Below are 21602 nucleotides of genomic sequence, written 5' to 3'. Positions count from 1 at the left end.
AATACATATTTATATGATTGCTATTGTTGACGGAGGATCTACAAAATGCGACTGGGTCATTCTTGAAAACGACGGTACAGAAGTACTGAAAACAGAAACGGTAGGTTTCAATCCGAATATCATAAAAGCAGAATTAATTGCTCCCGAATTAGAAAAAAATCAAGCTCTTACAAAGTTTCAGGATTATCTGGAAAATATCTTTTTTTATGGTTCAGGTTGTGGAACAGCAGAAAAAAAGCTGATCGTTGAGCGGGAGATCCAAAAGGTTTTTACCAATGCTCAGATTCACGTCAAAGAAGATCTTCTCGCAGCAGCATATGCCGCTTACAGAGGCGTTCCTGCAATTGTCTGCATTCTCGGAACAGGTTCCAATGCTTGTTATTTCGATGGCAAAAATGTCAAAACCGAATTACCGTCTTTAGGATTCCTGATCGGGGACGAAGGCAGTGGAAGTGCATTAGGAAAGCAGCTCGTTCGTCATTATTTTATGAAGAAACTGCCACCGGATTTGCATCAGCAATTTACTGAGATTTATCAGCTGAATATTGATGAATTATTGAAAAATATGTATCACAATCCCAGAGCGAATGCTTATATGGCAGATTTTACAAGGTTCATTGTAGATAGAAAAAACCATCCGTATTTTCAGAATTTTATTTACAAAGAACTCAAGAATTTCCTTGAGTTTCAGGTGATGCCGTACGAAGAGTGCCGGGATTGTGAGATCAATTTCATCGGATCCATTGCCTACTTTTTCGAAGATTCCTTACGGGCAGCGGCGTCAGATTTTCACTTCAGAATCGGGACAGTTGTACAGAAGCCGATAGAAAGTCTGGTCAATTATCATCGTGACTATATCATTCCAAAGCTTTAACTTTGCAATAATATTAGGGCGTATCCCTTTGTTTTGCCAGGCTGAGTCAGCCGCCAAAACAAGCGGGCCGGTCTGCGGGCAGTCGCTTTTTTTGTTTTTTGTCATCCTGAGGCGCTCGAACTGCCTTTTCAACAAAAACAAAAAAGAGCTCCAACAATGCCCTCCGCCCTTACGCAAAGAAAAAATAAAAACCCGTGAGTCTATAATAATATAGAAGCACAACAAAAGTAAATCAACAATGTCAAAAAATTCAAGAGACCAAAACGCTTTTGATAAAGCAGCTTTAGATTATCACCGTCAGGAACCGAAGGGTAAAATCGAGGTAATTCCTTCCAAACCACATTCTTCGCAAAGAGATTTGTCTTTGGCTTATTCGCCAGGGGTTGCTGTACCTTGTATGGCAATCCACGATGATCCGCAAAGCGTTTACGAATATACATCCAAAGGAAATTTGGTAGCCGTAATTTCCAACGGTACAGCTGTTTTAGGATTAGGAGATATCGGTCCGGAAGCATCTAAGCCGGTGATGGAAGGAAAAGGTTTGCTTTTTAAAATCTTTGCAGGAATCAATGTTTTTGATATTGAAATCAATGAAAAAGATCCTGATAAGTTCATTGAAACCGTAAAAGCCATCGCACCAACTTTCGGAGGAATCAATCTGGAAGATATCAAAGCACCGGAAGCTTTCTACATCGAGCAAAGATTGAAAGAAGAGTTAGATATCCCATTGATGCACGATGACCAACACGGAACGGCGATTATTTCTGCAGCTGCTTTGATTAATGCTTTGGAAATTGCAGGGAAAAAAATCGGGGAAGTAAAAATGGTAATCAATGGAGCTGGGGCGGCAGCGGTTGCCTGTGCCAAATTGTACATTTCGCTTGGTCTTGATCCGAAAAATATTTTGATGTGTGACAGCAAAGGTGTCATCAATCACAAAAGAGAAAATCTTACACCTGAGAAATTAGACTTCATTGCTCAGACTGATATTTCGACTTTGGAAGATGCGGTAAAAGGCGCAGATGTTTTCGTGGGATTGTCGAAAGGAAATGTAATGTCCGCAGAGATGTTACTTTCTATGGCAAATGATCCAATCGTTTTTGCTTTGGCCAATCCGGACCCGGAAATCAGTTATGATTTGGCAATCGCAACAAGAGAAGATGTGATAATGGCAACCGGAAGAAGTGATTATCCTAATCAGGTGAATAATGTTCTTGGTTTCCCTTACATATTCCGAGGAGCTTTGGATGTTCAGGCAAGAGGAATCAATGAAGCGATGAAATTAGCAGCAGTTCATGCCTTGGCAGAAATTGCAAAAGAGCCGGTTCCGGAAATGGTGAAGTTGGCTTATAATGTAAGTAACATCAGTTTCGGAAAAGAATATTTCATTCCAAAACCTTTTGATAACAGATTGATTACCAAAGTTTCTATCGCCGTTGCAAAAGCAGCAATGGAAAGTGGAATCGCCGGCAAGCAGATTGAAGATTTCGAAGCATATGAAAATCAGCTTCTTGACAGAATGGGTCGTGATGAGAAGCTCGTAAGAATGATGCAGAACCGTGCAAAGGCAAATCCGAAGAGAGTAACGCTTGGTAATGGAGAAGAATATAATATCCTGAAAGCAGCACAGATTCTACAGGAAGAAGGAATCGCTTATCCAAGCTTATTAGGAAGCAAAAGGCTTATCAAAGAAAAAATGGAAGAATACGGAATTACATTAGATATTCCAATCATCGACCCGAATGATGATGAGCAAAAAGAAACCCGTAAAAAATACAGGAAGACACTTTGGGATAAGAGAAACCGAAAAGGTATCAATGAATACAAAGCAAAAAGACATGTCAGACAGCGTGATTATTTTGGACCATTGATGCTGGAACACGGCGATACGGATGCTTTGATTGTTGGTTTTTCTAAAAGTTATGCATCGGTTCTGAAACCGATTTTAGAAATCATCGATAAAAAACCGGGTGTTAATAAGGTTGCCGCAATGATGATGATCTTGACAGAAAAGAAACCATTGTTCTTTGCAGATACATCAATTAATAAAAATCCTTCCACGGAAGATCTTGTAGAAATTGCAAGAATGGCAGAATTCACAGTAAAATCTTTTGCTATCGAGCCAAGGTTGGCGATGTTAGGATTTGAGAATTTTTCAGCTAAAGCGGATACGTCTAAAAAAGTGGCTGCTGCGGTAAAAATCCTTCACGAGAAATATCCGAAAATGGTAGTGGATGGTGAGATTCAGCCTGATTTCGCTTTGAATAGCGACCACCTGGCGGATTATCCATTCTCAAAATTAGGAACCAATCCGGCCAATGTTTTGGTTTTTCCAAATCTTGAAAGTGCAAACCTTTCTTACAAGATTATCAGAGGAATGAAAGCGGCTCAAACCATTGGACCAATCTTGATGGGACTAGACCAACCGGTTCACGTTCTACAAATGAGATCAAGTGTAGACGAAATTGTAAATCTTGCAACGATTGCAGTCCTTGATGCACAGATGAAAGATAAAAAATAGAATTATTTATCTATAATATAAAGTAAAAGCCATTTTAACGTGTTAAGATGGCTTTTGTTTTTAACTTAATTTATATCTTCGCAAAACCCTAATTTTTTTATTTCGATGATTTATTCACTCAAAGGAATTGTTCAGGAGCTAACACCAACATTTGCTGTGATTGATGTTAGCGGAATTGGATATTATGTTGGTATCAGTCTGCAGACATCCCAAAAACTGACACAAGGAGCAAACGTTCTACTTTACATCCAGCAAATTATTCGCGAGGATGCGCACTTGCTTTTTGGTTTCTTTACCAAGGAAGAAAAAGAGATGTTCAATCTGTTAATAAGTGTTAATGGTGTTGGGCCTGTTTCTGCATTAATATTATTATCTTCGCTTAGCTTGTCAGAAGCTGCTAATGCAATACTTTCCGGCAATAGCGGACTCATCCAGAAAGTGAAAGGGATTGGTGCTAAAACAGCAGAAAGAATCATCATTGATTTACGCGATAAAGTTGGTAGTTTCGGCAATTCGGAAGAGAAACTTTCTAATTTTGCAGACAATAAAAACAAAAATGAAGCGTTATCTGCATTAGAAGTTTTAGGGATTTCCAGGAAAGTGAGTGAAAAAATTGCTGATAGAATTCTGAAGCAAAATCCTGAAGTTTCTGTAGAAGAATTAGTGAAAGAGATTTTAAAAAATATTTAACAGTTGATGAATTTTTATCATCAGTTTCTTAAAAAAATATAAGTGAAGAAAAATATTTACCTTTATAAATTAACGCTCCTTTTTTTATTATTTGTCGGTTTTACAAATGCATATGCACAGGAAAAACCAGCCGATACACTGGTAACCGGCAGGACGGATTTCAGTCTTGGTGATCCTATCCGTTATGATGCTTTTTATGACATCAAAACGGGAATGTATTACCTGTATCCAAAAATCGGGAACTCTGTAGTTGGAGCTCCGATTGCGATGACATTCGAAGAATACAAAAACTATGTGATGCAAAACAATCTTCGTGCCTATTACGAAGAGAAATCACTTTTAAATGATCTTGGAAGAAGGAAAGATCAGACCGATGCTAAGAAAAAAGGCCTGATTCCAGCCATTACGATCAAAAATAAAATGTTCGAAAATATTTTTGGCAGTAATAAAATTGAATTGATTCCTCAGGGATTTGCCTCATTTGATTTAGGAGGCCTTTATCAGAAGATTGATAACCCATTGATTCTTGCACAAAACAGAACCAGTTTTGCGATTAACATCCAGCAAAGGATTCAGTTGGGAATTACCGGAAAAGTGGGTGAGAACCTTCAACTGAAAGCTAATTACGATACTCAAAGTGGTTTTGCTTTTGAAAACCGGATGAATATGGTTTGGCAGGCAAAAGGTTCCTGGAAAGATCTCCAGTCCAAAGGTCTGAATGAAAAAGGACAGGATCCCGAAGACAAGATTATCAAAAGAGTAGAAGTTGGTAATATCAGCATGCCGCTTTCTACAAGTTTGATCAGGGGTTCTCAATCATTATTTGGTCTCAAAACAGAATTCCAGTTGGGTAAAACAACCGGAACCTTGGTGTTTTCACAACAGCAGGGTGAAGCGAAAACCATAGTTGCACAAGGTGGCGGAACTATGAGTACTTTTAAAGTTAATGCTTTTGATTATGAAGATAATCAGCATTATTTTATGGGACATTATTTCCTGGATAATTATGATAAGTCTTTAGAAAATTATCCTTTAATCAGCTCAAGGATTAATATTACAAGAATCGAAGTTTGGGTGCTTGATCAGGGTGGAGCTAATCTGGAATCCCAGAAACCAATTGTGGGCATCAGAGACTTGGGCGATGCTCAGGGAGTAACACCTAATAATGGTCTTAATAATTTATACGCACAAGTTTCTACCGCATTAGGAACTACGCGAGATATCAATACTGCATATAGCACTTTAAATGGTAGGTCCTTTCCTAATTCTCAAGGTTCGCCGGAGCCATTTGTTGCCGGAGAACATTTTATGACGAATGCAAAGGCAAGAAAGCTGACAACTTCGGAATATAAATTCAATACACAATTAGGTTATATATCATTGAATCAGAGATTGAATAATGAACAATTTTTAGCAGTTTCTTATTCATATACGATTAACGGATCAAGCACTGTTTATAAAGTTGGTGAATTCTCTGAAGAGAATGCTGTACTTGTTACAAAACTTTTAAAATCAAATTCAGCAACAAGACCTACATCTCCAATGTGGGAATTGATGATGAAAAATATTTATTCTCTTAACACTAATCAAATTCAGGCTCAGGATTTCTTATTGAATATTAATTTCAAAGATCCGAACTCTGGTGGAAAAGTTAATTATTTGCCGGGTGTTTCATTCAATAATGGAATGCCGGCCGATGCCAACTTGTTAAGACTCTTTAATTTGGATCGTCTAAATGCAAATAATGACCTACAGACAAATGCAGACGGAACGAAAGGCGATGGTATTTTTGATTTTGTTAAGGGAATTACCGTTGATGCAGAAAATGGGAAAATCATATTTACCAAAACTGAACCTTTTGGTAGTTATCTGGAAAGTATTCTAAATATTCCTGACAAGACGCCATATGTTTTTAATGATATCTATGATAAACAGAAAACAATACCTTCGGAAATTCCACTGCGATATACAATCGAAGGACGTTATAAAGGAACTCAGGGACAAGGAATATCTCTTGGTGCGATCAACGTTCCGCAAGGCTCGGTAAAAGTAACGGCTAATGGTGCTCAGCTGGTTGAAGGTGTCGATTATACGGTGGACTATATGCTGGGAACTGTTAATATCATTAATGAAACGATAAAACAATCTGGCCAGGCCATTAATATTTCTTTAGAAAATCAGTTAACATTCAATACCCAAAGAAAAAGCTTTTGGGGGTTGAATCTCGAGAGGAAGTTTAATGAGCACTTTACATTAGGAGCTACTGTTGTTAACTATACAGAGCGTCCTTTGACCCAAAAAGTGAACTATGGTCAGGAAGCCGTTAGCAATACAATGGCTGGCTTCAATATGATGTACAATAACGAATTGCCATTCCTGACAAGATTAACGGACAAAATCCCGTTTGTAAATACAGAAGCGCCTTCTAACCTTAACTTCAAAGCTGAGGGTGCTTATCTGATTCCGGGACAAAGTAAAGGGATTAATGATCAATCTTATATTGATGATTTTGAACAGACCACTTCTAAAATTTCTTTGAAGGAACCGGCAATGTGGAGTCTGGCGTCGCGTCCGGAGAAAAATCTTAATGACCCGATATTCCCAACATCCGTAGATAATGATAACTTGAATAGTGGAAATGGCAGAGGATTATTGTCATGGTATACAATTGACCCAAGATTTTACGGAGTTGGAGGAGCTGCTCCCAATGGGATTAATGCTCAGAGATTATCCAATCACGCGTCCAGAAGAGTTCAGATGAAAGAACTTTACAATAACCGTGATTATGTTGCGGGTGAACAAACCCTGCTGAATACTTTCGATATCACTTACTATCCGCAGGAAAGAGGACCTTATAACGTTAATCCGGCTAATGAGGCTACATCGCAAAGATGGGCTGGATTGATGAGACCTATTTCTGTAACCAACTTTATAACATCTAATATTGATTATGTCGAATTTTGGTTAATGGATCCGCGGGCAGATGGAAACAATCTGGGAACCGATCCAAAATTGTTACTTCAATTAGGAAATGTTTCTGAAGATGTTCTTAAAGATGGTAAGCTGCAATTCGAAAATGGATTGCCGACAGCAACAACACAGACCAATACCTCTACAACCAATTGGGGGACACAGCCGAGCCAGTTCCCTATCCTTTATGCTTTTTCATCTGAAGGAGACGAGAGAACACAACAGGATTTAGGTTATGACGGTCTTAATGGAACACAGGAGCAGCAAAAATTTGGAGTCAATTTTGTGAATCCGGTTACTAATGAGCTGGATCCTGCTTCGGATAATTTTGTTTTCTATTTATCGAATCAATTCCAAGGAGATCTTGCATCTTCTTTGACAGAGCGTTACAAATATTTCAGAGGACCGGAAGGCAACTCAGCATCCAATACTCTGGAAGTTGCAACTCAGACACCTGATGCCGAGGATCTTAATAGAGATTATAACCTTGATCAGACAGAAAATTATAATCAATATACCATTGATCTATCTCCTGCTGCGATGACACTTGGCGCGCCTGACAGCAAAATTGTTGACATCAAGGAAGTGGATGTTAAGTTTGAAAACGGACAGGCTGGCAAAGTAAAATGGTATTTGTACAGAATTCCGGTTGCCAATTATGATGGTGCTAACGGGACAAAAGTGGTGGAAGGTTCTGATCCGTCTATTCTTAATAATGTAAGATTTGCAAGACTATTAATGAGAGGTTTTGACCAGACATCAACCCTGAGATTCGGATCATTTGATTTAGTAAGATCAGATTGGAGAAAATATACTAAAAATATTGCTTCCAGCGGAACCGGTGAAAATGAAGGTACACAGCCAGAAGACAATAGCAACTTTGATATAGGAAGTGTAAACCTGGAAGAAAATGCATTAGGAACGCCACCTTATGTGTTGCCTCCGGGAATTGACAGACAGGTTCTTAGTGGAAACTCTGGTGCGCAAAGACAGAACGAATCTTCCTTGTATATGAAAGCGACTAAGCTTAGAACATCTAAAGGTGTTTTCAAGAATACAAGTCTGGATATGCGCCGTTATAAAAAGCTACAGTTATTTGTACACGCAGAAAATCAGACAAACACTACAACATCCAACAGCAGCGAGCTTGACCATGATGCTAAGTTCTTTATACGTTTCGGTAGTGATGCCACAGATAACTATTATGAATATGAAGCATCTTTGAAATATACTGCAAAGAATGCCACTTCTCAGCTGGATATTTGGCCGACTGAAAACAATGTTGATCTTGAAGTTGAGAATTTTGTTAATGCAAAATTGAAAAGAGATGAGCTGATGAGATCAAATCCGAATGCGGTTAAATTTGATGAAAGATATTTGTATCTTGATTATGGAAATAACGAAAGTGACAAAAAAATCTATGTAAAAGGCCGTCCAAGTATTGGTAACGTTACCACGATTATGATTGGAGTACGTAACGAAGTTGCTTCGGCGAAAGGTATAAAGGCTACTGAAAAAGATTTGGTTCTTTGGGTCAATGAGATACGTCTGTCAGAGATAGAAAACAAAGGTGGCTATGCAGGTAATGCAAGTCTGAACTTTAACCTGGGTGATTTTGCAATGGTTAACGCCAACGCGTCTTATGCTTCTATTGGATTTGGTGCAATTGATTCTAAGCCTTCTGAAAGATCTCAGGATGAAAACTCAGCATTCAGTATCAATACAACGGTTAATGTAGATAAGTTTTTGCCGGAAAAGGCAGGAATGAAAATTCCTTTAAATTATTCCTACACCCAAACCATCACTGATCCAAAATATAATCCTTTGGATAATGATGTGGAACTTAAAAAAGCTCCAAACCAGGATGAATTGAAAAAAGTGGTTCGTACTTATACACAACAAAGAAGCATTGGTGTGGTGAATATGAGAAAGGAAAGAATGAACCCAAATAAAAAGGCAAAGTTCTATGACGTAGAAAACCTGAATGTGACGGCAATCTATAATGATGATTTTTATCGTGACATCTATACAAAACGTAATTATAAACAATATCTGAAAGGTTATGTAGAGTATAATTACACCTTCAAGCCATACGTTTTGAAACCTTTTGACAAAATGATCAGCGATACTGCCAAATCATATAAATACCTGAGATGGGCAAAAGAATTCAATTTCAATCCGGTTCCGACACGTTTGTCTTTCAGAACAATTTTGGATAGAAATTATAATGAGCTGGAATATAGAAATGTTGATGCACTGCTTTCAGGAAATGGAGGCTCGGATTTCGAAACAATCCGAAACAGAAACTTCTTCTTTGGCTGGCAGTATAGTTTAGGGTTTAATTTCACCAAGTCTTTGAAGTTGGAAATCAATTCCGAAACGAAAACATTGAATGACCAAATGGATGTTAATTCCATGACAAACCGTTCTATTTTCAGTAATCCTTTCAGAGCTGGTCGTCCGGTGTTGTATAACCACAGAGCGCAACTGAATTACAGGCTGCCTTTTGAATATTTCCCTTATCTTGATTTTATCAATGCGGAGTTAAGCTATCAATTCCAATACAACTGGAATGCAAGATCAACCGCAGTTAGGAATTTTTATAACGATGATACCAAAACTTACGAAAATCTTGGTAATATATCGCAGAACACCAATGCAATTGTTGCAACATCAACTGTTGATATTCCTAAGTTCTTATCTAAGTTTAATTATTTTAGAAAGATCAATGAAAAATTACAAAAGCGTCGTCAGGAGATAGATTCTCTTGGGAATGTATACAATACTGCATTTACCAAGAAAAATAGCAGATTCAAATTCAAGAATTATAAATTCAAGAATAAGTTGTCACCACTTCAGGCCGCGGCTTATGCATTGACTTCATTTAAACAGTTCAATTTTAATTATAATGAGAATAACGGTATTGTATTACCTGGATTATTGTCTGCACCTAACTTCTATGGGTATGGACAGACTCTGGGTGGACCAACAATTGGATTCTTATTGGGGTCTCAGGCGGATATCAGAAGAACAGTGATTGAAAATGGCTGGGTTTCCAATTCTAAATTAATGAATGATGCTTATTCTGAACTCAATAATAGGAGCATTACCGGAGATCTACAACTTATGCCGGCCAATGATCTTAGAATTGATTTCAATGTTTTACAAAACTATAGTAGAAACTATGTTCAAGGCGGATATAATGTTGTAGAAAATAATTATCGTGGTTATAGAGATGCTTTTGGAACGGAGTTGATTACTTATTCCAATACTTCCTGGTCATTCAATACAGCTTTCAAAGATGGCGCAGCTATTTATCAGGCTATAAAGGATAATGCTTTAGCCATCTCTCAGCAATATGAAGGGATCAGGGATGTAGAAGGCTACACTGCAGGTTATTCCAGAAGTAACTCTTACATTTTGATTCCTGCATTCAAGGCAGCAATTGAAGGTAAGTCTCCGAAAAAACTGGGCAATCCTACAAAAGCCGGAATTCCTTTGCCAAACTGGAAATTGGTATATTCTGGTCTTAGAAATTTACCGATAATCAATAGTCAGTTCTCCAAGTTTGATGTTTTACATTCTTATGTATCTACATTTACAATGTCAGGTATCCAATCAAGTGTAGATTATTTTAACAGGGATTTGAGAGATCCAAGTACAGCCTATGATTCCAATGGTAATAGATATAATCCTTATACATTTACACAGGTTGGATATGTAGAATCTTTCTCACCACTTATTGGTTTTGATGTAACAATGAGAAACAATATGCAGTTCCGTTTCAACTACAATAGAGATAGAACTTACCTTTTAGGGTTGGTTAATACAACTCTCACCGAAGAATTAGGAAATGAATTTGTAGTAGGCTACGGATATATACTGAAAGACCTCAAGATAAGAATTAATTATAAAGGGAAAGGAAGAGATATTAAGAGCGACCTTAATATGAGAGCGGATCTATCAATGAGAGATAGCAAGACAACACTTACCAATATCTTGATAGACGATTCTCAGGTAACAGGAGGACAAAAGATTTTCAGTCTCAAGTTATCGGCAGATTATAATATGTCACAGAATCTGAACCTGAAATTTTTCTACGATCAGATGATGACGAAGTACAAGATTTCAACAGCATTCCCATTATCAACAATCAGAGCTGGTATTACAGCAACGCTGACTTTTGGAGGAGCCAATTAATAATCAAAAAGAGTAAACAATTTGTTTACTCTTTTTTTGTAATTTATTTTTATTCTATTGTTATATCATAATTATATAATTAAATTTGCCAAAACCTAATCAAAGAAAATGAACACACCATCAGAACTAAAGTACACCAAAGACCACGAGTGGATCAAAGTAGAAGGCGATACAGCAACTATCGGGATTACAGATTATGCCCAGGGAGAGTTGGGAGATATCGTATTCGTAGATGTTGACACTGTTGACGAAGATCTAAACGAAGGCGATGTATTCGGAAGTGTAGAAGCGGTTAAAACCGTTTCCGACCTTTATCTTCCGGTAGCAGGTACAGTTTTAGAAGTTAACGCAGACCTGGAAGATCAACCGGAATTACTGAATACCGATCCTTATGGAAAAGGTTGGATCATTAAATTGAAAGTCTCAGATTCAGCAGATCTGTCAACCTTGTTATCCGCAGAAGAATACCAGGAAGTTGTTGGATAATATCATAACAAAATACAGTAAGATTATATTGCCCATTTATTGGGCATTTCTTACTTATATGCTGTTGCGTCCGGGTTTGGAAAATAAAGAATATGCCTTTATGTTCCCTCATTTGGACAAGCTTATCCATTTTGCCATTTTCTTTCTTTTAGGATTTTTCTATAAGTTAAGATTTCCCAAAACCATATTCTTATATTTTTTTCTCATACTCGTTTCTTATGCATTACTAACGGAGATTTTACAAGACATTATGAAGCTTGGTCGTTCGCTCGAAGTTTTAGATGCAGTCGCAGACACAGTAGGATTATCATTTTCATACTATATATATAATAGGTATGAAAAATTTCAAAACCGGATTTAATTTCCAGATATCTATATCATCAATAGATATCAACAACCCATTAAGATTCTAAAAGCAAATTTGGGCGGCTGCCAAAAGCCAAACCATTTCCCTGGCTATTTTGTCACCGGGCTATTCGCTCATATCTTTTGCTTTTTCAGGTCATAGTTTCACCATACTATTATAATATAGAAGTTGATGACACATTCAACCAGAGCGACCGTTCCACAAAAAAAGCAAAAGGATAACCGCTGCTATCCCTGCCGCACATCCATGTTCATAATAATATTTCACGATACAGTAATCTATTTAACATAATGTGGATAACTTTAAAATGTCTTTAGAACCTTCTACCACAGCAGTTTAATTAAGCAAGTTTTACACAATTATAAATTTATTGTTAATTCGATTTGCAAGTTGTTACATATTCACCATACATTTGCAGAACCAAAACGAGAGAATTGGTAGCGCAGGAGAGCAGTAAGATAGTGATGGGTTTGGTTAATATGTTTTTAGAAACAGATTAAAAAAAAACGTTTCAAAAAATTTGCTGTAATAAAAAGTTTGTCTATCTTTGCAGTCCCGAATCGAGAGATGTTGGGAGCGCAGGAGATGGTAAGAAAAACATAACGGAAACGGATTCGAGGTTACGAAAAAAAACTTCAAAAAAGTTTTGGTAGTTTGGAAAAAACTTTTTACTTTTGCACTCGCAAATCAGGAACAAGATGACAGATTAAGATTCCTGAGGAGGCGAAAAGAACAAAGTTCATTGACATAAGATATAACAACCAAGTAAGGAAAAAAAACCAAAGCGTCAATTTTAAATTGAGTTTGAGTATAAGGACAAACAAACATACAATGGAGAGTTTGATCCTGGCTCAGGATGAACGCTAGCGGGAGGCCTAACACATGCAAGCCGAGCGGTAGATTGCTTTCGGGCAATTGAGAGCGGCGCACGGGTGCGGAACACGTGTGCAACCTGCCTTTATCTGGGGGATAGCCTTTCGAAAGGAAGATTAATACCCCATAATATATTAAGTGGCATCACTTGATATTGAAAGCTCCGGCGGATAGAGATGGGCACGCGCAAGATTAGATAGTTGGTGAGGTAACGGCTCACCAAGTCAATGATCTTTAGGGGGCCTGAGAGGGTGATCCCCCACACTGGTACTGAGACACGGACCAGACTCCTACGGGAGGCAGCAGTGAGGAATATTGGACAATGGGTGAGAGCCTGATCCAGCCATCCCGCGTGAAGGACGACGGCCCTATGGGTTGTAAACTTCTTTTGTACAGGGATAAACCTTTCCACGTGTGGGAAGCTGAAGGTACTGTACGAATAAGCACCGGCTAACTCCGTGCCAGCAGCCGCGGTAATACGGAGGGTGCAAGCGTTATCCGGATTTATTGGGTTTAAAGGGTCCGTAGGCGGATCTGTAAGTCAGTGGTGAAATCTCACAGCTTAACTGTGAAACTGCCATTGATACTGCAGGTCTTGAGTAAATTTGAAGTGGCTGGAATAAGTAGTGTAGCGGTGAAATGCATAGATATTACTTAGAACACCAATTGCGAAGGCAGGTCACTAAGATTTAACTGACGCTGAGGGACGAAAGCGTGGGGAGCGAACAGGATTAGATACCCTGGTAGTCCACGCCGTAAACGATGCTAACTCGTTTTTGGGTTTTCGGATTCAGAGACTAAGCGAAAGTGATAAGTTAGCCACCTGGGGAGTACGTTCGCAAGAATGAAACTCAAAGGAATTGACGGGGGCCCGCACAAGCGGTGGATTATGTGGTTTAATTCGATGATACGCGAGGAACCTTACCAAGACTTAAATGGGAATTGACAGATTTAGAAATAGATCCTCCTTCGGGCAATTTTCAAGGTGCTGCATGGTTGTCGTCAGCTCGTGCCGTGAGGTGTTAGGTTAAGTCCTGCAACGAGCGCAACCCCTGTCACTAGTTGCTACCATTCAGTTGAGGACTCTAGTGAGACTGCCTACGCAAGTAGAGAGGAAGGTGGGGATGACGTCAAATCATCACGGCCCTTACGTCTTGGGCCACACACGTAATACAATGGCCGGTACAGAGGGCAGCTACACAGCGATGTGATGCAAATCTCGAAAGCCGGTCTCAGTTCGGATTGGAGTCTGCAACTCGACTCTATGAAGCTGGAATCGCTAGTAATCGCGCATCAGCCATGGCGCGGTGAATACGTTCCCGGGCCTTGTACACACCGCCCGTCAAGCCATGGAAGTCTGGGGTACCTGAAGTCGGTGACCGTAAAAGGAGCTGCCTAGGGTAAAACAGGTAACTAGGGCTAAGTCGTAACAAGGTAGCCGTACCGGAAGGTGCGGCTGGAACATCTCATTTTAGAGACTATACGTCAAAAAATATTAAAAGAGCCTTATACAAAGAATAAAGCTTTGGTTTTTTACTCGGTTGATTATATAAAAAAATAAACCCACTAGAAATTAGTAAAGGGATAGAGAGATTTTAGATTATAAATTATAGATTTTAGATTTAAAAGTATTTAAAATTTTCGATTTAACATTTAAAATTATAATGAAGTCTCGTAGCTCAGCTGGTTAGAGCGCTACACTGATAATGTAGAGGTCGGCAGTTCGAGCCTGCCCGAGACTACTAATTGAAGGGAATTATAGATTAAAAATTATAGATTTTAGATTATAACATATGTTTCATTTAAAATTTATAATCTAGAATTTAAAATTTCTACTAGAGGGGGAATTAGCTCAGCTGGCTAGAGCGCCTGCCTTGCACGCAGGAGGTCAAGGGTTCGACTCCCTTATTCTCCACTGTTTTATGAGTCTGGTTTAAAAGTTACGGATAGAGCCAAAAACAATATTCGTTCATCAGACAAATAGAAAGAAATAAGATCATTGACATTAACGGTAAAGACATCACAAAGAGAAAACCGAGCGCAATAAGCGCTTGAGTAACCTAAAAATAGGAAAGAAATCGTTAAGGGCGTATGGCGGATGCCTAGGCTTTCAGAGGCGACGAAGGACGTGGTAAGCTGCGAAAAGCTGCGGGGATCGGCACACACGAATTGATCCGCAGATGTCCGAATGGGGCAACCCAATACATTGAAGATGTATTACCTCGTAAGAGGAGCAAACCCGGAGAACTGAAACATCTAAGTACCCGGAGGAAAAGAAATCGAAGAGATTCCGTAAGTAGTGGCGAGCGAAAGCGGATTAGCCCAAAAGTCTTTATATGTTTAGAAGAATGTTCTGGAAAGAACAGCCATAGACGGTGATAGCCCGGTATTCGAAAGGCATACATAGATGATAAATGAGTAGGGCGGGACACGTGAAATCCTGTCTGAATATGGGGGGACCATCCTCCAAGGCTAAATACTCCTGAAAGACCGATAGTGAACAAGTACTGTGAAGGAAAGGTGAAAAGCACTTCGAATAGAAGGGTGAAATAGAACCTGAAACCGTACGCCTACAAGCGGTCGGAGCACCTATATGGTGTGACGGCGTGCCTTTTGCATAATGAGCCTACGAGTTAATTTTACTAGCGAGGTTAAGGACTTCAGGTCCGGAGCCGGAGCGAAAGCGAGTCTGAATAGGGCGATGAGTTAGTAGGATTAGACGCGAAACCTTGTGATCTACCCATGGGCAGGTTGAAGCTTTGGTAACACAAAGTGGAGGACCGAACCGGTTGACGTTGAAAAGTCTTCGGATGACCTGTGGGTAGGGGTGAAAGGCCAATCAAACTGGGAGATAGCTCGTACTCCCCGAAATGCATTTAGGTGCAGCGTCGTGATAAGTTTATTAGAGGTAGAGCTACTGATTGGATGCGGGGGAGTCAAATCCTACCAATTCCTGACAAACTCCGAATGCTAATAAATGTTCCACGGCAGTGAGGGCATGGGTGCTAAGGTCCATGTCCGAGAGGGAAAGAACCCAGACCAACAGCTAAGGTCCCTAAATATATGCTAAGTTGAAACAACGCGGTTGGACTGCATTGACAGCTAGGATGTTGGCTTGGAAGCAGCCATTCATTTAAAGAGTGCGTAACAGCTCACTAGTCGAGCGGTCCGGCATGGATAATAATCGGGCATAAGCATATTACCGAAGCTATGGATTTATAATTTATTATATCTGGTAGGGGAGCATTCTATTTGCGCCGAAGCAGTATCGCGAGGTATTGTGGAGCGGATAGAAAAGAAAATGTAGGCATAAGTAACGATAAAGGGGGCGAGAAACCCCCTCACCGAAAGACTAAGGTTTCCTCAGCCATGCTAATCAGCTGAGGGTTAGTCGGGACCTAACGCGAACCCGAAAGGGGTAGTGGATGGACAATGGGTTAATATTCCCATACTTGCTCACACTAAAAAGGGGACGGAGTGACGTAGCTGCTGAAGACTGACGGAATAGTCAAGGCCTAGCCTTCGGGCGAAGCTGCTGTAGTGAACTCGCTTCCAAGAAAAGCCGAAGTGAAGCAACCCGTACCAAAACCGACACAGGTAGTCGAGGAGAGAATCCTAAGGTGCTCGAGTGAGTCGTGGCTAAGGAACTAGGCAAAATAGTCTCGTAACTTCGGAAGAAGAGACGCCAACAGCAATGTTGGCCGCAGTGAAGAGGCCCAGGCGACTGTTTATCAAAAACACAGGACTCTGCTAAATCGAAAGATGCTGTATAGGGTCTGACACCTGCCCGGTGCTGGAAGGTTAAGGAAGGGCGTTAGCGTAAGCGAAGCGTTTGACTGAAGCCCCAGTAAACGGCGGCCGTAACTATAACGGTCCTAAGGTAGCGAAATTCCTTGTCGGGTAAGTTCCGACCTGCACGAATGGTGTAACGATCTGGGCACTGTCTCAGCCACGAGCTCGGTGAAATTGTAGTATCGGTGAAGATGCCGATTACCCGCAATGGGACGAAAAGACCCTGTGAACCTTTACTATAACTTCGTATTGACTTTGAGTAAACAATGTGTAGGATAGGTGGGAGGCTGTGAAGCTGGCACGCTAGTGTTGGTGGAGCCAACGTTGAAATACCACCCTTTGTTTACTTGGAGCCTAACTTCGAAAGAAGGACATTGCGTGGTGGGTAGTTTGACTGGGGTGGTCGCCTCCAAAAGAGTAACGGAGGCTTTCAAAGGTACCCTCAGCACGCTTGGTAACCGTGCGTAGAGTGTAATGGCATAAGGGTGCTTGACTGTGAGACCAACAAGTCGATCAGGTGCGAAAGCAGGACATAGTGATCCGGTGGTTCCGTATGGAAGGGCCATCGCTCATAGGATAAAAGGTACTCCGGGGATAACAGGCTAGTCTCCCCCAAGAGCTCACATCGACGGGGAGGTTCGGCACCTCGATGTCGGCTCGTCACATCCTGGGGCTGGAGAAGGTCCCAAGGGTTGGGCTGTTCGCCCATTAAAGTGGCACGCGAGCTGGGTTCAGAACGTCGTGAGACAGTTCGGTCTCTATCTATTGCGGGCGTTAGATGTTTGAGAGGACTTGATTCTAGTACGAGAGGACCGAATTGAACAAACCTCTGGTGTATCAGTTGTACCGCCAGGTGCACCGCTGAGTAGCTATGTTTGGAAGAGATAAGCACTGAAAGCATATAAGTGCGAAACTCGCCTCAAGATGAGACATCTTTTAAGGGTCGTTGGAGATGACGACGTTGATAGGCTACAGGTGTAAAGACAGTAATGTCATAGCCGAGTAGTACTAATTACCCGTAGATTTATAGCCTATTGGTTACATTAAACCAAGCGGTTATTGCGCAACCAAGGTTTGCTCTTTGTGAAAGTTTTTATCGATTTTATTAGACTAAAAGTTGATAGATTGATAGATGACAGACTTTAAAAGTTTTGATTCTAGTATCTGTTAATCTAAAATATCTAATTAATAATATACTGTACAACCTTTTGTACAAACAGCCTTTAGGGTGGTTTTAGCAGAGGGGCTCACCTGTTCCCATTCCGAACACAGAAGTTAAGCCCTCTAGCGCCGATGGTACTGCGATAAGCGGGAGAGTAGGTCGCCGCCAGTTTTTTTAAACCTTCATTCTTTTTTGAGTGAAGGTTTTTTGTTTTAACAGCCTCAATCAACTGAATGATTGAGGTTTTTTTATGCCTTATATATAGCCAAGACTGTATCTTTATACCAATAACTGATAACATTTTATTATTCCATCTGAGTATTTTTTCTGCTGTAAGCATCGATAACCAAAGATAAATAATATATGTTCGTCTTGGTTTTCACATAGAAATGTCGCTTACAAACATTTGTTCTTTTCTTTTGAGAAGGTTGTTTTCAGGAGATTAGGATATTTCCTGAGCCAAAGCTTAGAGAAAGTGTTTTTTGTATATCTTTTCTTAGGATAAATAAGTAAATTTTCACTTCTAAGATAATCGAAAAGTGCATCTTTGCCTATTTTTATCTTTTCCAGATTAAGCAAATAAGAGCTGTCTGGTTCCTATTCTGGGCTGCTCCAGACGGATATGTTCAACGGATCACTCTAACTCTTTATTTTCTGTAATTCTTTTCCCCAAACACAAGCTCTTTGCCGCTATTGGTAAATGGTTTGTCTGCTTCCTATCCCAAACAATCTGCATATCTTTGATAAACTCAACCTTTAATTGTTTGGGATAAAACTTTTTTCGAATTTGCGTGCCGTATTGTTTATCAAGGGTATCGATCAAAACGTTACTTTTTTATTTGAATACCATAATTTTGTTGTGCCTGTTTGTAAGTAAATTCTCCTATTTCTATCCGATCCACAAATCCTAATTTAAAATGCATTGTGTAATCGCGTTGTGTACGTTTTGCTTTGTTTTTTCTCGATTTTCTATGATAAGTCTATTTTTTCTGCCAACTTATTTTAGAACGGGACATATAAAATAAAAAGGCAATTCCTTATGGGATTGCTTTTTTGTGTTGATACATAAAAAATCATTGAGTTAAACGAATCTTGATTAAATCAGAATTATTAAACCTACACTTATTAATAAAGAATTTCCAGAGCATATTACTAATCCAATGGTTATGTTTCAGGATTTCATTCGCCATTAATTAAAAAATAATTAGGTTGATAGTCAGTGTAGTTATCAAATACCTGTTTAATTTTTGCGGATATAATTTGCGGATTAAATAAATAGCCCTACTTTTGCAACCGCAAATCAGAAGTGATAAGCAGCGCAGGAGAGCAGTAAGATAGTGATGGGTTTGGTTAATATGTTTTTAGAAACAGATTAAAAAAAAACGTTTCAAAAAATTTGCTGTAATAAAAAGTTTGTCTATCTTTGCAGTCCCGAATCGAGAGATGTTGGGAGCGCAGGAGATGGTAAGAAAAACATAACGGAAACGGATTCGAGGTTACGAAAAAAAACTTCAAAAAAGTTTTGGTAGTTTGGAAAAAACTTTTTACTTTTGCACTCGCAAATCAGGAACAAGATGACAGATTAAGATTCCTGAGGAGGCGAAAAGAACAAAGTTCATTGACATAAGATATAACAACCAAGTAAGGAAAAAAAACCAAAGCGTCAATTTTAAATTGAGTTTGAGTATAAGGACAAACAAACATACAATGGAGAGTTTGATCCTGGCTCAGGATGAACGCTAGCGGGAGGCCTAACACATGCAAGCCGAGCGGTAGATTGCTTTCGGGCAATTGAGAGCGGCGCACGGGTGCGGAACACGTGTGCAACCTGCCTTTATCTGGGGGATAGCCTTTCGAAAGGAAGATTAATACCCCATAATATATTAAGTGGCATCACTTGATATTGAAAGCTCCGGCGGATAGAGATGGGCACGCGCAAGATTAGATAGTTGGTGAGGTAACGGCTCACCAAGTCAATGATCTTTAGGGGGCCTGAGAGGGTGATCCCCCACACTGGTACTGAGACACGGACCAGACTCCTACGGGAGGCAGCAGTGAGGAATATTGGACAATGGGTGAGAGCCTGATCCAGCCATCCCGCGTGAAGGACGACGGCCCTATGGGTTGTAAACTTCTTTTGTACAGGGATAAACCTTTCCACGTGTGGGAAGCTGAAGGTACTGTACGAATAAGCACCGGCTAACTCCGTGCCAGCAGCCGCGGTAATACGGAGGGTGCAAGCGTTATCCGGATTTATTGGGTTTAAAGGGTCCGTAGGCGGATCTGTAAGTCAGTGGTGAAATCTCACAGCTTAACTGTGAAACTGCCATTGATACTGCAGGTCTTGAGTAAATTTGAAGTGGCTGGAATAAGTAGTGTAGCGGTGAAATGCATAGATATTACTTAGAACACCAATTGCGAAGGCAGGTCACTAAGATTTAACTGACGCTGAGGGACGAAAGCGTGGGGAGCGAACAGGATTAGATACCCTGGTAGTCCACGCCGTAAACGATGCTAACTCGTTTTTGGGTTTTCGGATTCAGAGACTAAGCGAAAGTGATAAGTTAGCCACCTGGGGAGTACGTTCGCAAGAATGAAACTCAAAGGAATTGACGGGGGCCCGCACAAGCGGTGGATTATGTGGTTTAATTCGATGATACGCGAGGAACCTTACCAAGACTTAAATGGGAATTGACAGATTTAGAAATAGATCCTCCTTCGGGCAATTTTCAAGGTGCTGCATGGTTGTCGTCAGCTCGTGCCGTGAGGTGTTAGGTTAAGTCCTGCAACGAGCGCAACCCCTGTCACTAGTTGCTACCATTCAGTTGAGGACTCTAGTGAGACTGCCTACGCAAGTAGAGAGGAAGGTGGGGATGACGTCAAATCATCACGGCCCTTACGTCTTGGGCCACACACGTAATACAATGGCCGGTACAGAGGGCAGCTACACAGCGATGTGATGCAAATCTCGAAAGCCGGTCTCAGTTCGGATTGGAGTCTGCAACTCGACTCTATGAAGCTGGAATCGCTAGTAATCGCGCATCAGCCATGGCGCGGTGAATACGTTCCCGGGCCTTGTACACACCGCCCGTCAAGCCATGGAAGTCTGGGGTACCTGAAGTCGGTGACCGTAAAAGGAGCTGCCTAGGGTAAAACAGGTAACTAGGGCTAAGTCGTAACAAGGTAGCCGTACCGGAAGGTGCGGCTGGAACATCTCATTTTAGAGACTATACGTCAAAAAATATTAAAAGAGCCTTATACAAAGAATAAAGCTTTGGTTTTTTACTCGGTTGATTATATAAAAAAATAAACCCACTAGAAATTAGTAAAGGGATAGAGAGATTTTAGATTATAAATTATAGATTTTAGATTTAAAAGTATTTAAAATTTTCGATTTAACATTTAAAATTATAATGAAGTCTCGTAGCTCAGCTGGTTAGAGCGCTACACTGATAATGTAGAGGTCGGCAGTTCGAGCCTGCCCGAGACTACTAATTGAAGGGAATTATAGATTAAAAATTATAGATTTTAGATTATAACATATGTTTCATTTAAAATTTATAATCTAGAATTTAAAATTTCTACTAGAGGGGGAATTAGCTCAGCTGGCTAGAGCGCCTGCCTTGCACGCAGGAGGTCAAGGGTTCGACTCCCTTATTCTCCACTG

7 protein-coding genes, 4 tRNA genes and 4 rRNA genes are annotated in these 21602 nt (G+C 40.1%); 14 read left to right on the top strand and 1 reads right to left on the bottom strand.

Annotation, left to right across the window (positions count from 1 at the left end):
• Positions 1–13 precede the first annotated feature (13 nt).
• The 11 genes from AC5P2S_RS15040 to rrf all read left to right on the top strand — a co-directional run bounded on the left by AC5P2S_RS15040 (position 14) and on the right by rrf (position 18106).
• Positions 14–874, top strand: coding sequence for a BadF/BadG/BcrA/BcrD ATPase family protein (locus AC5P2S_RS15040; RefSeq protein ID WP_283417781.1), 861 nt, complete (start codon positions 14–16; stop codon positions 872–874).
• Positions 875–1112: 238 nt separating this feature from the next.
• Complete coding sequence (locus AC5P2S_RS15035) at positions 1113–3395, top strand: NADP-dependent malic enzyme (protein WP_283417782.1); 2283 nt, start codon at positions 1113–1115, stop codon at positions 3393–3395.
• Positions 3396–3500: 105 nt separating this feature from the next.
• Positions 3501–4085, top strand: a complete 585-nt coding sequence (gene ruvA, locus AC5P2S_RS15030) for a Holliday junction branch migration protein RuvA (protein ID WP_494555452.1) — start codon at positions 3501–3503, stop codon at positions 4083–4085.
• Positions 4086–4127: 42 nt separating this feature from the next.
• Positions 4128–11255: a T9SS outer membrane translocon Sov/SprA gene (gene sov, locus AC5P2S_RS15025; protein ID WP_494555451.1), complete on the top strand. Its 7128-nt coding sequence runs from the start codon at positions 4128–4130 to the stop codon at positions 11253–11255.
• A 108-nt stretch (positions 11256–11363) separates the two neighbouring features.
• On the top strand, positions 11364–11741 hold the full coding sequence (gene gcvH, locus AC5P2S_RS15020; protein WP_120214954.1) for a glycine cleavage system protein GcvH: 378 nt from the start codon (positions 11364–11366) through the stop codon (positions 11739–11741).
• 58 nt (positions 11742–11799) lie between these two features.
• Entirely contained in the window at positions 11800–12102 is a 303-nt protein-coding gene (locus AC5P2S_RS15015) for a VanZ family protein (protein WP_494557039.1), read from the top strand.
• An 834-nt stretch (positions 12103–12936) separates the two neighbouring features.
• Positions 12937–14453: ribosomal RNA gene (locus AC5P2S_RS15010) — 16S ribosomal RNA — on the top strand.
• 196 nt (positions 14454–14649) lie between these two features.
• Positions 14650–14723 (top strand) — tRNA-Ile (locus AC5P2S_RS15005).
• Positions 14724–14822: 99 nt separating this feature from the next.
• Positions 14823–14896: transfer RNA gene (locus AC5P2S_RS15000), tRNA-Ala, on the top strand.
• A gap of 156 nt (positions 14897–15052) precedes the next feature.
• A 23S ribosomal RNA gene (locus AC5P2S_RS14995) occupies positions 15053–17805 on the top strand.
• Between the two features lie 192 nt (positions 17806–17997).
• A 5S ribosomal RNA gene (gene rrf, locus AC5P2S_RS14990) occupies positions 17998–18106 on the top strand.
• Positions 18107–18569: 463 nt separating this feature from the next.
• On the opposite strand, the gene AC5P2S_RS14985 is transcribed toward rrf, so the two are convergent.
• Complete coding sequence (locus tag AC5P2S_RS14985; RefSeq protein WP_494555450.1) at positions 18570–18758, bottom strand: hypothetical protein; 189 nt, start codon at positions 18756–18758, stop codon at positions 18570–18572.
• 881 nt (positions 18759–19639) lie between these two features.
• Here AC5P2S_RS14985 and AC5P2S_RS14980 point away from each other — a divergent pair.
• The 3 genes from AC5P2S_RS14980 to AC5P2S_RS14970 all read left to right on the top strand — a co-directional run bounded on the left by AC5P2S_RS14980 (position 19640) and on the right by AC5P2S_RS14970 (position 21599).
• Positions 19640–21156: ribosomal RNA gene (locus AC5P2S_RS14980) — 16S ribosomal RNA — on the top strand.
• Together the 16S, 23S and 5S rRNA genes with 4 tRNA genes alongside form the textbook arrangement of a ribosomal RNA operon.
• Positions 21157–21352: 196 nt before the next feature.
• Positions 21353–21426: transfer RNA gene (locus tag AC5P2S_RS14975), tRNA-Ile, on the top strand.
• A 99-nt stretch (positions 21427–21525) separates the two neighbouring features.
• Positions 21526–21599: transfer RNA gene (locus tag AC5P2S_RS14970), tRNA-Ala, on the top strand.
• The last annotated feature ends 3 nt before the right edge of the window (positions 21600–21602 follow it).

This window comes from Epilithonimonas sp. 33E, from assembly GCF_059372615.1.
Note: the sequence above shows the minus strand (reverse complement) of the source record. Positions and strands in the feature narration are given on the sequence as shown.

Excerpts from the sequence above, each read along its gene's own strand:
- AC5P2S_RS15040 (WP_283417781.1), top strand. The coding sequence starts at position 14 with ATGATTGCTATTGTTGACGGAGGATCTACAAAATGCGACTGGGTCATT.
- AC5P2S_RS15035 (WP_283417782.1), top strand. The coding sequence starts at position 1,113 with ATGTCAAAAAATTCAAGAGACCAAAACGCTTTTGATAAAGCAGCTTTA.
- ruvA (WP_494555452.1), top strand. The coding sequence starts at position 3,501 with ATGATTTATTCACTCAAAGGAATTGTTCAGGAGCTAACACCAACATTT.
- gcvH (WP_120214954.1), top strand. The coding sequence starts at position 11,364 with ATGAACACACCATCAGAACTAAAGTACACCAAAGACCACGAGTGGATC.
- AC5P2S_RS15015 (WP_494557039.1), top strand. The coding sequence starts at position 11,800 with ATGCTGTTGCGTCCGGGTTTGGAAAATAAAGAATATGCCTTTATGTTC.